This is a genomic window from Armatimonadota bacterium, assembly GCA_016869025.1.
Lineage (GTDB): Bacteria > Sysuimicrobiota > Sysuimicrobiia > Sysuimicrobiales > Humicultoraceae > VGFA01.
Window position 1 is genome coordinate 14,030 of sequence record VGFA01000020.1, and the last position, 14,288, is coordinate 28,317.

Consider the following 14,288-nt stretch of genomic DNA (forward strand, 5'->3'; position numbering starts at 1 on the left):
GCGCCTAGCCGAATAGCTGCTCTTATCAAGAGTGGGTGAGGGACGGGCCCGATGACCCCCGGCAACCTGCCAGTCAGGTAAGGTGCCAACCCCCGCGGGAACCAGTTCCGGCGGATAAGAGGGAGTGAACCCCTCCAAGAGCAGGAAGCGGAGGGGTTTATTGTTTTCGTCGGCCGACAAGTAGAAGGGAGATCACAGGATCATGACACTTGGCGAGAACGGGCGGCGGTTCGGCTTCAACACACGCCAGCTTCACGCCGGCCAGGAGCCCGACCCAACGACGGGTTCAAGAGCAGTGCCGATCTATCAGACGACGTCGTATGTCTTCAAGGACACGGACCACGCGGCCCGCCTCTTCGCCCTGGAGGAGTCCGGTAACATCTACACCCGCATCATGAACCCCACGAGCGATGTCTTCGAGCGACGCGTCGCCGACCTGGAAGGCGGTGTCGGCGCCCTGGCGACCAGTTCCGGTCACGCCGCCCAGACGCTTGCCATCCTGACTCTGTGCGGTGCCGGAGACCACATCGTCTCCTCATCGACGCTGTACGGCGGCACTTACAACCAGTTCGCCTACACCTTTCCGCGGCTGGGAATCGAGACGACCCTTGTTGACCCCAGGGATCCCGAGGACTTCAGGCGCGCCATCCGTCCCAATACCAAGATCCTCTACGGCGAGACCCTCGGGAATCCGGGCATTGATGTCTTTCCTTTCGAGGAAGTCGCGGCTATTGCCCGTGCGCACAACATCCCGCTGGTGATTGACAACACCTTTGCGACTCCCTACCTGTGCCGCCCGTTCGAGTGGGGGGCGAGCATCGTGACGCACTCTACGACCAAGTTCATCGGCGGGCACGGGACGTCCATCGGCGGGGTCATCGTTGACGCGGGCAACTTCGACTGGGCAGCCAGCGGGCGCTTCCCGGGCTTCACGACGCCCGACCCCAGCTACCATGGGCTGAAGTACGCGGATCTGGGTGCGCCGGCGTTCATCTTGAAGGCCCGAGTGCAGATGCTGCGCGACATAGGGGCCTGCCAGTCCCCGTTCAACTCCTGGCTGCTCCTACAGGGGCTGGAGACGCTGACCCTGCGCATGGAGCGGCACGTCAGGAACGCGGAGCAGGTGGCCGGGTTCCTGGCGGCGCACCCGAGGGTCAGTTGGGTCTCCTACCCGTCCCTACCCGACAGCCCGCACCACGCCGCTGCCCGGAAGTACCTGCCGAAGGGTGCCGGCGCGATCCTGGGCTTTGGCATCAAGGGCGGTGTCGAGGCCGGCCGCAGGTTCATAGACGGGCTCAAGCTGTTCAGCCACCTGGCCAATGTGGGCGACGCCAAGAGCCTTGCCATCCACCCCGCCAGCACGACCCACAGCCAGCTCACGCCACAGCAGCAGGCATCGGCAGGTGTCACGCCTGACTTCATCCGCCTGAGCGTCGGGCTGGAGGACATCGAGGACATTCTTTGGGACCTCGACCAGGCCTTGTGTGCCTGAGAGCGCGCCACGCGCAGTCCTGCTCCGCCGCCTGGCGGAAAGAGAGCGAGAAGAGGTGGGCAATGCCCGTACGAATACCCGACGACCTGCCGGCCAAGGAAGTGCTGATGGGCGAGAACATCTTCGTGATGGAGGAGCGGCGAGCCGAGCACCAGGACATCCGGCCACTGGAGATCGCCACTCTCAACCTGATGCCGACGAAGATCGCCACCGAAACCCAGCTCATCCGCCTGCTGGGAAACACGCCGCTACAGATCAACATCACGCTTTTCTACCCCAACTCTTACCAGCCCAAGAACACGCCCGAAGAGCACCTGCTGGCCTTCTACCAGACCTTTGGCCAGATACGTGAGCGCAAGTTCGACGGGCTGGTGATCACCGGCGCGCCTGTCGAGCACCTGCCGTTCGAGGAGGTTGACTACTGGCCGGAGTTGCAGGAGATCATGGACTGGTCGCTCAGACACGTGTTTGCCACGCTGCACATCTGTTGGGGAGCGCAGGCGGCATTGTACCATCACTACGGGATTCCCAAGCGCCCCCTTCCTCAGAAGCAGTTTGGAGTCTTCCCACACCACGTGGCCCGCCAGAACGTCAAGCTGCTACGCGGCTTTGACGACACGTTCTACGCGCCGCATTCTCGCCACACCGAGGTGGATTGCGAGGCCGTTGCGCGGGCGTCAGATCTGGAGATCCTGTCACAGTCGAATGATTCTGGGATCTATCTGATCATCTCGCGCGACGGCCATCAGGTATTCGTTCTGGGCCATCCGGAATACGATCCACTGACCCTGCACCTGGAATACCAGCGCGATCTTCGGCGAGGGCTGCGGATTTCGATCCCCAGGAACTACTACCCTGACGACGTCCCGGGCCGGCTGCCGGTTGTTCGCTGGCGCGGACACGCCAACCTGCTGTTCTCGAACTGGCTGAACTACTACGTCTACCAGGAAACTCCCTACGACCTGCGTCGCATTCCGCACGGTTCGGATGAGGAAGACGCAGGCCTTGCCCGCTGATTCTGGGCCGTGCTAGACTCTCCGTACAGTTGGCGATGACGGGGCCGACCCACCCCCAAGCCGCGGCCGAGAAGGCCGCCGGGCGCGCCCGATAAGCGCGGCAAGCGCCGGACCTGCACAGCACAGCCGGCCCCCACCGGGGGAGCCGGGGTGCGCGGAACCGGAACAAGGGTGGTACCGCGGGAGCTTCCCGTCCCTTGGGGCGGGGGGCCATTTCGTTTTAGGGGGAAGTATGTCAACCGAGGGCCAGGGTTTCGTCAAGGAGATACCCAGCAAGTCCGAGCATTTCTCGGACTGGTACACCGCCGTCGCCCTCAAGGCCGAGCTGGCCGACTACTCTCCGGTGCGCGGGTGCATGGTCATCCGGCCCTACGGCTACGCGCTGTGGGAGGGCATCCAGCGCTGGCTGGACGAGCGGTTCAAGGCGACCGGGCACGTCAACGCCTACTTTCCGCTGTTCGTCCCCGAGTCGTTCCTCAAGAAGGAAGCCGAGCACGTCGAGGGATTCGCTCCCCAGGTGGCCTGGGTGACCCACGGCGGCGACGAGGAACTGGCCGAGCGGCTGGCGGTGCGGCCGACCTCCGAGGCGATCATCCTGCCGATGTACGCCAACTGGATCCAGTCCTACCGCGACCTGCCGGTGCTGCTGCTGCAGTGGAACAGCGTGGTGCGCTGGGAGAAGTCCACCCGGCTGTTCCTGCGGACCAGCGAGTTCCTCTGGCACGAAGGGCACACCGCGCACGCCACGCTGGAGGAGGCCGACCAGGAGTGCCTGACGATCCTGGAGATCTACCGGCAGCTGCTCGAGGACGTACTGGCCATCCCGGTCCTGGTGGGGCGCAAGTCGCCGACAGAGAAGTTCGCCGGCGCCGACTGGACCTACACCCTGGAGGCGTTGATGCCCGACCGGCAGGCCCTGCAGGCCGGGACCAGCCACTTCCTGGGACAGAACTTCGCCAAGGCCTTCGGCGTGAAGTTCCTCGACCGCGACAACACGGAGAAGTTCGTCTGGTCCACCTCGTGGGCGGTCTCGACGCGCCTGATCGGCTCGCTCATCATGGCGCACGGCGACGACCGCGGACTGGGCCTGCCCCCGCGCATCGCGCCGATCCAGGTTGTGATCGTTCCGATCCTTGGCAAGGAAGGCGAACGAGTCCTGGCCGCTGCCCGGGGGCTCGCGGATCGCCTGGGGAAGGTGGCGCGGGTGCGGCTGGACGACCGAGACGAGTACACGCCCGGCTGGAAGTTCAACGAATGGGAGATGCGTGGCGTGCCGCTACGCCTGGAGATCGGACCGCGGGACGTGGCCTCCGACGCAGCGGTGATGGTGAAGCGTACCGGCGGCGGCAAGAAGGCCATCTCGCAGGACGGCATCGAGCAGATGGTGCTCGCGGCGCTGGAGGATGTGCAGAAGGAGTACTTCGACAGGGCCCAGGCGTTCATGGACGAGCATACCGTCTCAGCCGAGACAATCGAGCAGCTCGCGGCGGCGATTCAGGAGCGGCGTGGGTTCGTGCGCACAGGGTGGTGCCAGGAGCAGGCGTGCGAGGATGCCATTCGTGAGAGGACCGGCGCCTCACCGCGGGTCACACCGCTGAACGATGCTCCGGAGGGGACCTGCCTGGCGTGTGGCAAGCCATCTTCCGCGACCGTGTACTACGCGCGGGCGTACTGATGCCGACCGGCCGCGGCGGGTTGCTCGGGCGGTGAAGCACCTGGCCCTGCGCCGTCCGCTCGTCTTCCTCGACCTGGAGACCACGGGCGTCAACCCTGCTTCCGATCGCATCGTAGAGATTGGCCTGATCAAGGCGCATCCAGACGGCCGGCGTGATGCGATGACCCGCCGCGTGAATCCTGGGATGCCGATTCCTCCTGCTTCCACCAGCATTCACGGGATCACCGACGCCGACGTGGCCGGCGCGCCGCGGTTCTCTCAGATCGCCGCCGACGTGGTGGCGTTCATCGGAGACGCCGATCTGGCCGGCTTCAACGTCCAGAGGTTCGACATCCCGGTGCTCCTTCGCGAACTGGCGATGGTCGGCGCGCGCCTGGACATGGAGGGCCGCGCGGTCGTGGATGCGCAGGTGATCTTCCACCGGAAGGAACCGCGCGACCTGACCGCGGCCTACCGGTACTACTGCGGCAGGGAGCTGGAGGGAGCCCACGGCGCCCAGGCAGACGTTGAAGCGTGCGCCGAGATACTCGACGCCCAACTCGCGGCCTATCCCGACCTGCCGAGGAGCCCGCAGGAACTCGCGGACCTGTTCAACCCGCGCGATCCCAACGCGATTGACCCCGATGGGAAGTTCGTGTGGGAGCGCGGGGAAGCGGTGCTGACCTTCGGGCCAGACGGCGTGCGCGGCCGGTCCCTGCGCGATCTGGCCGACAAGGATCGGGGGTTCCTGGAATGGATCCTGCGCAAGGAGTTCGGACCGGAGGTCAAGGCGATCGTGCAGGACGCGCTCCTGGGCCGGTTCCCGACCAGGCAGTAGGCCGCTGATGTCTTCTGCCACCGACCGCGTGTACCAGGCACTTTCTGCGCTGGGGGTCTGCGCGGAGATACAGGAGTTCCCGCAAGGAACGCGCACGGCCCAGGATGCTGCCGACGCGATCGGTACCACGCTGGGCCAGATCGTGAAGTCCCTGGTGTTCCTGGCGGACGGGCGGCCAGTGCTGGTCCTGGCCTCGGGCAAGAACCGGGTGGACTCGGGGAAGCTCGCCCGCGCCGCAGGCGCAGGGAAGATCGAGCGCGCCGACGCCGACCGGGTTCGCGCGGCCACCGGTTTCGCGATCGGCGGCGTACCGCCGGTGGGGCACGCCGCGCCGATGGAAACCTACATAGACGTAGACCTGCTCTCGTACGAGATCGTCTACGCGGCGGCCGGCACACCGAATGCGATCTTTCCCATTGCCCCGAGCGATCTGGTGAGGGTGACCGGCGGCCGGGTCGCGGAACTCGCCCAGCCGCAGTAGCGCAAACAGAAGGAGTGACCGGATGTACCTGCTGCGTCGTCGCATCGCCCCGATCCTGCTCTCACTCGCCGTCTTTGCGCTTGCTCCGGTGCCGGCGCTGGGGCAGCCGGTGCCGCCCGCGCCATCCGGGGAGGCGGCGTTCGCGCACGTGCAGCACCTGGCAGGCACGATCGGACCACGACCCACCGGGACGCTGTCCGAGCGGCAGGCCGCGGACTACCTGGCAGCGCAGTTACGCCAGTTCGGATACCAGGTGGACCTCCATTCGTTCCGATTCCCGTACTTTGAGGCACGGCGGGTCGAGATGCAGCAGTTGGGCGCGGTCTCCCGTCAGGTACCGGCCATGGCGCTATTCTACTCGGCGCCCAGCGCGCCCACGGGGTTGGAGGCCGACGTCGTCCACGTCGGGCTGGGCCGGCCGTCGGACTACGAAGGCCGGCAGGTCACAGGCGCGATCGCCCTGGTGGCGCGCGGCTCGATCACCTTCACGGAAAAGGCGACGAACGCGGCCGCGCGAGGCGCGGCGGCGGTCGTGATCTACAACAGCCAGCCGGAAGGGATAATGGCAGGGGTCCTGACCCAGCCGTCGAGGATTCCGGCCGTGGCGATCTCCAACGAAGACGGCGTCCGCCTGATCGAGGCGGCGCAGCAGGGCCGTCTCCGTGTCCGCCTGCTCGTGGACACCGTGCTCGAGACGCGCTCGACCGCAAACGTCGTGGCCACCAAGCGGGGCGCGGCGCGGCCTGAGGAGATAGTGGTTGTTGGGGCCCATTACGATTCGGTGCCGGGCAGTCCCGGCGCCAACGACAACGCATCCGGGGTCGCGGTCGTGCTCGAGGTTGCGCGCGTGCTTGCCGGTGCGCCCACCCCACGCACCGTGCAGTTCGTCCTTTTCGCGGCAGAGGAACTGGGCCTGTTTGGCTCGGTGGCATTCGCGGACGAGCGAAGGCGGGGCGTAGTTGCCATGATCAACCTTGACATGGTGGGATGGGGGGGCGACCTGATGGTGGGCAGTTCTCCCGGACGCGACGAGGCCCTGGTAAACGCCACGCTCGAGGTGGCGCGGACGCTGGGTATCCCGGTCAGCCGGTTCCGCATGGCGGGCAGCGATCACGCGAGCTTCGAGCGGGTGGGGGTCCCCGCCGTCTTCCTGCACAGGGGCGTTGATCCGCACTACCACCAGCCTACCGACCTGCCGCCCATCGTGGACCCACGGAACCTGGAGGAAGCTGCCCGGCTGGTGGTGGGGGTGCTGCTACATCCAGCGTTCCCGTCCGCGGTAGTAGGTCGCCGGCGCATCGGGATGGCGGCGCCGGAACTCCCGGTAGCGCCGCAGCAGGCGCCGGTAGCGCGCGTCGGATGAGCGCAGCGTCCTGTGGGGCGCGGCGATCAGGTGGCGCTCCAGCTTCCACATATTACGGCGGTTGAACCGCCAGTCGTAGTCTCCGAGGTCGCGGAGGTCTATCAGCGCGTAGCCGGTGAGCCGTCCGGTGAAGTCCACGTAGGGGTCGTAGTAGCTCCACACAAGGTCGCGGATTGACCTGAAGACCGGCCTGCGGCCGTGAAGTCCGGCGTCCCGGGATCGCGCCACGGCGCCCCACCGGCCGCGCCGCCTGAAGACGAACAGCACGTGATCCAGGTTGTCCTGCGACTCCAGACTCACAACCAGCGGCGGGTGGCCGTGCTGCTCCAGGATGACGGTTGCCGCCAGCGCCGACTCCACACACATGACCTCACCCGCCCGGACGACCTCACGGAAGGAGGCCAGGGTCTTGCCGACGCGGTGGTGGTTGTACCGCAGCGAGTTGAGGTACCGCTGCACCTGCCACGGTGTGCGGAGAGCGTCGATGACGGCGCGTTCCTTCCGGGTGAAGGCACTGCGGGGTGGCGGCTGGTGGGTCACGGCGGCGAATGTTCGCGCGATCCGTTCAGAAAGCCTGCCGGCCTCTCGCCTGGCCCCTAAGCGGCTCCCGCCTCGAGCTGAACGATCAGGTCGAGTAGGCCAGCGGCTTCCCATGCCCGGTTGCGCCGTGATTCGGAAACCGGTGCAAGCACGGCTGCGTTGACAAGCTCTCGGATGGCGTGGTTGACGGCTGGCTTGGAACGCCTGGTCGCGGCAACTGCGACCGGGACCGTGATGATTGGGTAGGCAGGTAGGATTTCAATGATCGCCCAGGACGCGGCGTCTGCACGTGGGGAAGACGCCTCGCGGAGTTGCCCCCGCCACCCCGCCCGCAGCTCGGCCACCAGCTCCACGTATCGAGTCGCCAGCGTGGCGGCTCGGGCGGCGGCAGCGGCGAAGATCTCGAGCCATTCGGCCATCTGATCCTGGCGGAACAATGTCAACCCCCGGATGTAGCGTTCTCTGTCTCGTGCCAGCACGACGCTGATCGGTGGCACGAGCGTGGGAGCGAGGCGTCGCCTGCGCAGTATCACTTGAACGAGCGCGCGCCCCGTTCGGCCGTTCCCGTCCTCGAAAGGATGGATTGTCTCGAATTGCGCGTGTGCGATTGCAGCCTGCACGAGTGGCGGGAGGTCGTCTATGCTGCAGAAGCTGCACAGGTCGTTGATCAACCTGACCACCTCTTCGGGCGGAGGTGGTACGAACTCTGCGCCGCAAGGGTTGTAGTCGTTCCCCCCGATCCAGTTCTGTTTGTGACGGAACCGCCCTGCCATAGCACGATTGGGGGCCCGCTCCAGAAGCACGCGGTGGATCGCCAGCAGATCCTCGGGAGCGACCTCTCGCGCTGCAGGCATCTCCTCGATGGCGAACTGCATTGCGTCGATGCTGGCGAGGATCTCAATAGCGTTCGGGCCGATACTGCGCCCCGCATCGCTCGCGACTTCAGCACGCGCCAGTGTCCGGGCATCAATCTGCATGCCTGCGACCTTTGACGATGCGATCGATTCGGCACGGAGCAGCAATCTGGCGAGCGGGACGAGTGCCGGGCTGGCCTGGTTATTCAGTCTGGCGACGGCTGCCTCTGCATCAGATACGACTGCTGCTATCTCTCCGGGCAACGAGATAGAGAGGCCTGCTATGGGTTCGGGCACGAATGCATCGTACTCGCAGGCGCGCCGATACCTTGGGGCGCATGTAGCGCGTGGTTGTACTTCCAGACTCGCCTCAGGAGTTGTCCGCGCATCTTATCCTTAACCGACTACCGCCGTAAGTAATGGATAACCAGTAGTCTTTACTAAGACAAGGGGGTCAGACCCGCGCCCGACGCCGACGGCAGGAATTCTGCAATTGCCCGAGCGGGCTGCGTTGCCCACGACCGCGCCCGGTGGTAGACTGAACTGGCGGTCCAATCGAATAGCAGACCTTCGGGGCAGGGTGAGCCGGCGTGCGCCGGCAATTCCCGATCGGCGGTAGAGCCCGCTAGCCCGGCTGCGCAAGCAGCCAGGCAGATCCGGTGAGACTCCGGGGCCGACGGTAAAGTCCGGATGGAAGAAGGTCAGGATTGGAACCCGGGATTCGGTCGCCGGGACCGACGGTGTGCTTTGTGCGCGCCGCGGCCTCCAGCCCGAACCCGCGTTCCGATGCACCTGCGCCCGGAGGTCTATGGACCCCGGGCGTGATCATTTGCTCATGGGAACGCACGACGACACCACGATGATGCAGCAGGCCCTCCGCCTCGCGCGGCGTGCCGTCGGGCGCACCAGCCCGAACCCGATGGTCGGGGCGGTGATCGTCGCAGGCGACGAGATCGTCGGGTCGGGGTACCACGCCAGAGCAGGCGAGGCGCACGCCGAGGTCGTTGCCCTGCGTAAGGCCGGCACCCGCGCCCGCGGAGCCACCCTCTACGTGAACCTCGAGCCGTGCGCGCACACCGGCCGCACCGGTCCCTGCACCGAGGCGCTGGTTGACGCGGGCATCCGCCGCGTCGTGGTCGCCATGCGCGATCCCGACCCCAAAGTGGACGGCAGGGGGATCGCGCGGCTACGTGAAGCCGGCATCGAGGTGGAGATCGGCCTGCTCGAAGACCGGGCCCTGCGGCTGAACGAGTCCTACGTCAAGCACCGCCGGACCGGGATTCCTTTCGTCACGCTCAAGTGGGCTATGAGCCTGGACGGCAAGATCGGCGCTGATCGCGGGAGCGCGACCGCGCTCACCGGCGAGGAGGCGCGGCGCTTCGCGCACTCCCTGCGCAACACCCACGACGCGGTGCTGGTGGGAGTGCAGACCGTGCTCGCCGACGACCCCCAACTGACGTGCAGGATCCCCGGCGGCCGCAATCCGCTGCGCGTGGTCCTGGACTCGCGACTGCGCACTCCGCCGGATGCGCGCGTGGCCGCCGGCGTCGTCGAAGCGCCGACCCTGATCGCCACGACGGCAACGGCGCTCCCTGCGCAGGTCGAGGCGATGAGGCGGGTCGGCGTGGAGGTGCTCGTACTAGATCAGGCGCCGCAGGGTGTGGACCTGAGCGCCCTCATGGAGGAGTTGGGGCGCCGGGGGGTGCAAAGCGTCCTGATCGAGGGCGGCGGAACCGTGAACGCCTCCGCGCTTGCCGCCGGCGTCGTTGACAAGGTGGTCGCGCTCGTGGCGCCCCGATTGATCGGCGGAACCCTGGCGCCCACGCCCGTGGACGGCCCGGGGCTCGCGGGCGTCACAGGGGCCGTGCGCCTGTCGGAGGTGCGCACCCGAAAACTGGGAAAGGACATACTGATCGAAGGGAAGGTGGAAGACAGATGTTCACAGGCCTTGTAGAAGAGCTCGGCGAGATCCAGATCATCACCGGCAACGCCGACGGTGTGCGCCTGAGGGTACGGGCAGGAGCGGTGCTCGACGGTGCCCGTGTTGGCGAGAGCATTGCCGTCAGCGGCGTGTGCCTGACCATCGTGGACGTCGAGGGCAAGGCGTTCGCGGCCGACGTGGTGGCCGAGACCCTGCGGCGGACCACGCTGGGAGGGCTGCGGCCAGGGGATCCGGTGAACCTGGAGCGGCCTTTGCGGTTCGACCAGCGTCTGGGAGGGCACATAGTCCAGGGGCACGTGGACGGTGTGGGCACGATCACCTCGATCAGGCCCGAGGGCGAGGGCGTGTGGATGGAGATCGCGCCGCCGCCGGCGCTCATGCGCTACCTGGTGGAGAAGGGTTCGGTTGCCGCCGACGGCGTCAGTCTCACCGTGGCGGCAATCACGGACGCACCCGGGTTTGCGGTTGCGCTGATACCTCACACCCTGGCCGTGACCACGTTGGGACGTTGGGGCGTGGGTGGCCGGGTGAACATCGAGGTGGACATCCTGGCCAAGCACGTGGAAAAGCTGCTGGAAGGGGTGGCGGGACGGTGGACGAGCTGACAGGCGGCGCGGTATTCCCACAGGCCTCGGTGGCCGAAGCGGTTGAGGAGCTGCGCGCCGGGCGGATGCTCGTTGTGGTGGACGACGAGGACCGCGAGAACGAGGGCGACCTCATCATGGCCGCCGAGTTCGCCACGCCCGAGGCGATCAACTTCATGATGATGCACGCGCGCGGACTGATCTGCGCGCCGCTCACTCCCGAGCGGTGCGATGAACTGCGGATTCCCATCATGGTGACCGAGAACACCTCCCACCACGGGACCGCGTTTACGGTTTCAGTGGACGCGCGCCGCGGAGGGACCGGCACCTCGGCCCACGATCGTGCGCTGACGATCCGGTTGCTGGCCGGCGCTGAAGGGGACGGCAACACAAGCCCCGACGACCTGGCCCGTCCGGGGCATGTCTTCCCCCTGCGTTCGGCTCCCGGGGGCGTGCTGCGCCGCGCCGGGCACACCGAGACCGTCATTGACATGACCCGCCTGGCCGGGTTGAAGCCGGCCGGTGTGATCTGCGAGATCGTCGGCGAGGACGGAACCATGGCGCGCCTCCCGGAGCTGCGCGCGTTTGCGGCCCGCCACGGCCTCAAGGTGCTGACGGTCAGGGAGTTGATCCGGCACCGGCTGCGGCACGATCCCTTCGTGCGGAGGGAAGGGCAGACCCGACTGCCCACCGCGGTCGGGGAGTTCTCCGCCGTGGTCTACGAGAACACGCTCGACGGCTCGCACCACCTGGCGCTGGTGAAGGGGAACGTGGGCGACGGCGCACCTGCCCTCGTGCGAATGCAATCAGAGTGCCTCACCGGCGAGGTGTTCGGATCGCTGCGGTGCGACTGCCGCGAGCAGTTGCAGACGGCCATGCGGACGGTCGAGCGCGAGGGGCGCGGCGTGATCGTCTACGTTCGCCAGGAAGGCCGCGGCATCGGGCTGGGTAACAAGATCAAGGCCTACGCGCTCCAGGACCAGGGCGCGGACACGGTGGAGGCCAACGAGCTGCTGGGATTCCCGCCTGATCCCCGTGACTATGGCGTCGGCGCGCAGATCCTGGCCGATCTCGGGCTGAAGCGCATACGGCTGCTCACCAACAACCCCCAGAAACGCGCGGGCCTCGAGGGGTACGGCATCCAGGTCATCGAACGCGTGCCCCTGGAGATCCCGCCCAACAGCGAGAACTACGGCTATCTCAAGACCAAGCGCCACCGTCTGGGACACCTGCTCAGCATAGAGTGAGGCACGGCCGGGTCTGGTGATGGGAGGGTGACAGGAGGATGATGGCTCAGAGGGGAGCGACCTTCCGCGGCGGAGATGACGCCGCAGGGCTGGCCTTCGCCTTGGTGGTCAGCCGGTACAACGAGGCGATCACGCAGCGTCTGCTCGACGGCGCACTGGAGGTACTCGCTGCGAAGGGCGCGGTGCGCACCGACGTGGCATGGGTACCAGGCGCGCTGGAGATCCCCCTGGTTGCCCGGCGCATGGCCGAGGCGCGGGGCGAGGGGGCCACCGGGCGGCGCGGCGCGCGCCTTTACGATGCCGTCATCTGCCTGGGATGCGTCATCAAGGGCGAGACGCTGCACTTCGACCTCGTGGCCCAGCAGGCCGCGGCCGGAATCGCCAGGGTCTCGCTGGAGACAGGTGTCCCGGTGATCAACGAGGTGCTGGCGGTCTTCGAGCCCGAGCAGGCAGCGGCGCGCTCAGGGGGCAGGGTCAACCTCGGCGCCGATGCCGCCCACGCGGCGATCCAGATGGCCAACCTGATACGGGCGCTGGAGGCCGCGGAAAAGTGACCGTCACGCTGTACGCGCACGCGGACGTGCGGCCCAACGGCGGCTCGGTATCACCGGGAGATGCCCTGGCCGCGGCCGGCGGCCGCGTGTTGGCAGTCGGTGATACCGCCGGCCTGGCCGCCGCCTTCCCCTGTGCGCGCCGCGTGGACCTCCAAGGGCTACCCGTCTTCCCCGGGCTCATTGACGCGCACCTCCACCTGATCGGCTACGGCTTCGGCCTGCTCCAGGTGGACCTGCGAGGGGCCGGGTCGAGCCGGGAGGCCGCCCGGCTGGTGTCTGCCGCGGCCGCGCGCCTGCCGGAGGATGCATGGGTGTTGGGGCATGGGTGGGACAAGAACAGGTGGCCCGAGGACCGCTTCCCCACGCGCCACGATCTCGACCCGGCCACGGCCGGCCGGCCGGCGGTGATGGCGAGCAAGGACGGCCACCTGCTCTGGGTCAACTCCACGGCCCTGAGGGCGGCCGGGATCACGCGCGATACCTCTGACCCGCCCGGAGGCGTGATCGGCCGCGACGCCGCCGGTGAGCCGGACGGCATCCTCAAGGAAGAAGCCGCCGCGCTCGTGCGCCGGGTTGTGCCGCCGGCGACCTCCGAGATGCGCGAGCGCGCCGCGGCGGCCGCGATCGCCGACCTTCACCGTCTCGGGATCACCGGAGTGCACACTTTCACGGGCACCACGGCCTCGGGCCCGGAGGATTTCGTGGCGCTCCAGCGCCTGCACGCCCGGGGCGAGTTGAGCATGCGGGTGGTTGCCTCCCTTCCCGACCGACACATAGAGGCCGCTGCCGCGTGCGGGATGCGCACAGGGCTGGGCGACGAGATGCTGCGCGTCGGCCCGGTCAAGATCTTCGCCGACGGCGCCCTGGGATCGCAGACCGCGAGCATGCTTGCGCCCTACGACGGCCAGCCGGACAACCTGGGAGTGCAGGTGCGGTCGCCCGCCGAGCTGGACCGTCTGGTGGCCCGCGCAATAGATGCCGGGCTGTGGACAGCGACCCATGCCATTGGCGACCGCGCCAACCGAGACGTCCTCGATGTCTTCGAGCGCCACCAGGCCGCATCGCAGCGCCTGGGAGCGCGCCATCGCATAGAGCACGTGCAGCTCCTGCATCCGGACGATCTGCCGCGACTCGCACGGATCGGCGTGGTGGCCTCCATGCAGCCGATCCATGCCACTGAAGATCGCGATATCGCCGATCGCTACTGGGGATCACGCGCGCGCTGGGCCTATGCGTGGCGCTCGCTCGCCGCCAGCGGCGCGGTGCTGGCTTTCGGATCGGACGCTCCGGTGGAGACGCCGGATCCGTGGCAGGGAATATACGCGGCGGTCACCCGACGTCGCGAGCACGGGAAGGACGGCAACGCAGGGCATGCCGAGGCATGGTATCCCCAGGAGTGCATCTCGCTGGAGGAGGCCGTCCGCGCCTACACTGCTGGCGCCGCCTTTGCCGCCGGCACCGAGGGGTGGCAGGGGGCGCTTCGTCCGGGGAGCGCGGCCGACTTCATCGTGCTCGACCGCGATCCATACGCGGGCCCACCGGAGGAGTTGCTGCGGGTCAGGGTGCTGGCAACGGTGGTAGGCGGACGCATCGCCCACGCGGCCGGCGCGCTTGATGGCGCGCTCGACGGGTTGATTGATGGGTGAGGGAGAGGCGGGCATACATGGGGCATGCAGCGGCGTTCCTCTGGGCGCGGGTACAACGTACCCGTGCCACGCGCCGG

13 protein-coding genes and 2 riboswitches are annotated in these 14,288 nt (G+C 67.5%); of the genes, 11 read left to right on the forward strand and 2 right to left on the reverse strand.

Annotated features, from left to right (window positions below):
- The first annotated feature begins 19 nt into the window (after window positions 1-19).
- A riboswitch (SAM riboswitch) is annotated at window positions 20-121 on the forward strand.
- An 81-nt stretch (window positions 122-202) separates the two neighbouring features.
- From FJX73_10130 to FJX73_10155, 6 genes are all read left to right on the forward strand, one after another.
- Entirely contained in the window at window positions 203-1,492 is a 1,290-nt protein-coding gene (locus tag FJX73_10130) for an O-acetylhomoserine aminocarboxypropyltransferase/cysteine synthase (GenBank protein MBM3471128.1), read from the forward strand.
- Window positions 1,493-1,554: 62 nt separating this feature from the next.
- Window positions 1,555-2,508 carry a homoserine O-succinyltransferase gene (gene metA, locus FJX73_10135; GenBank protein ID MBM3471129.1) on the forward strand — a complete coding sequence of 318 codons (954 nt, stop codon included), beginning with the start codon at window positions 1,555-1,557 and terminating at the stop codon, window positions 2,506-2,508.
- A gap of 232 nt (window positions 2,509-2,740) precedes the next feature.
- Window positions 2,741-4,183, forward strand: coding sequence for a proline--tRNA ligase (locus FJX73_10140; GenBank protein ID MBM3471130.1), 1,443 nt, complete (start codon window positions 2,741-2,743; stop codon window positions 4,181-4,183).
- Window positions 4,110-5,000 carry a 3'-5' exonuclease gene (locus FJX73_10145; GenBank protein MBM3471131.1) on the forward strand — a complete coding sequence of 297 codons (891 nt, stop codon included), beginning with the start codon at window positions 4,110-4,112 and terminating at the stop codon, window positions 4,998-5,000. Before FJX73_10140 ends, FJX73_10145 begins: the two co-directional genes overlap by 74 nt.
- Before the next feature lie 7 nt (window positions 5,001-5,007).
- Window positions 5,008-5,481: a YbaK/EbsC family protein gene (locus FJX73_10150; GenBank protein ID MBM3471132.1), complete on the forward strand. Its 474-nt coding sequence runs from the start codon at window positions 5,008-5,010 to the stop codon at window positions 5,479-5,481.
- 22 nt (window positions 5,482-5,503) lie between these two features.
- Window positions 5,504-6,844 (forward strand): M20/M25/M40 family metallo-hydrolase, encoded by a 1,341-nt coding sequence (locus FJX73_10155; protein ID MBM3471133.1) that lies wholly within the window; start codon window positions 5,504-5,506, stop codon window positions 6,842-6,844.
- On the opposite strand, the gene FJX73_10160 is transcribed toward FJX73_10155, so the two are convergent.
- Together FJX73_10160 and FJX73_10165 are read right to left on the reverse strand one after the other, a co-directional pair.
- Window positions 6,737-7,384, reverse strand: a complete 648-nt coding sequence (locus tag FJX73_10160) for a hypothetical protein (protein MBM3471134.1) — start codon at window positions 7,382-7,384, stop codon at window positions 6,737-6,739. The genes FJX73_10155 and FJX73_10160 overlap by 108 nt on opposite strands.
- A 56-nt stretch (window positions 7,385-7,440) precedes the next feature.
- Window positions 7,441-8,361: a Fic family protein gene (locus FJX73_10165; protein ID MBM3471135.1), complete on the reverse strand. Its 921-nt coding sequence runs from the start codon at window positions 8,359-8,361 to the stop codon at window positions 7,441-7,443.
- Between the two features lie 439 nt (window positions 8,362-8,800).
- Window positions 8,801-8,944, forward strand: a riboswitch (FMN riboswitch).
- Between the two features lie 153 nt (window positions 8,945-9,097).
- On the opposite strand from FJX73_10165, the gene ribD reads away from it, so the two are divergent.
- The 5 genes from ribD (at window position 9,098) to FJX73_10190 (ending at window position 14,211) form a co-directional block, all read left to right on the forward strand.
- Window positions 9,098-10,192: a bifunctional diaminohydroxyphosphoribosylaminopyrimidine deaminase/5-amino-6-(5-phosphoribosylamino)uracil reductase RibD gene (ribD, locus tag FJX73_10170; protein ID MBM3471136.1), complete on the forward strand. Its 1,095-nt coding sequence runs from the start codon at window positions 9,098-9,100 to the stop codon at window positions 10,190-10,192.
- Window positions 10,174-10,785: a riboflavin synthase gene (locus tag FJX73_10175; protein MBM3471137.1), complete on the forward strand. Its 612-nt coding sequence runs from the start codon at window positions 10,174-10,176 to the stop codon at window positions 10,783-10,785. Before ribD ends, FJX73_10175 begins: the two co-directional genes overlap by 19 nt.
- Window positions 10,786-10,850: 65 nt before the next feature.
- Window positions 10,851-12,011, forward strand: a complete 1,161-nt coding sequence (locus FJX73_10180; protein MBM3471138.1) for a bifunctional 3,4-dihydroxy-2-butanone-4-phosphate synthase/GTP cyclohydrolase II — start codon at window positions 10,851-10,853, stop codon at window positions 12,009-12,011.
- A 41-nt stretch (window positions 12,012-12,052) separates the two neighbouring features.
- Window positions 12,053-12,565: a 6,7-dimethyl-8-ribityllumazine synthase gene (locus FJX73_10185; GenBank protein ID MBM3471139.1), complete on the forward strand. Its 513-nt coding sequence runs from the start codon at window positions 12,053-12,055 to the stop codon at window positions 12,563-12,565.
- A complete protein-coding gene (locus tag FJX73_10190; GenBank protein MBM3471140.1) occupies window positions 12,562-14,211 on the forward strand; it encodes an amidohydrolase in 1,650 nt (549 codons plus the stop codon). Before FJX73_10185 ends, FJX73_10190 begins: the two co-directional genes overlap by 4 nt.
- Window positions 14,212-14,288: the final 77 nt, after the last annotated feature.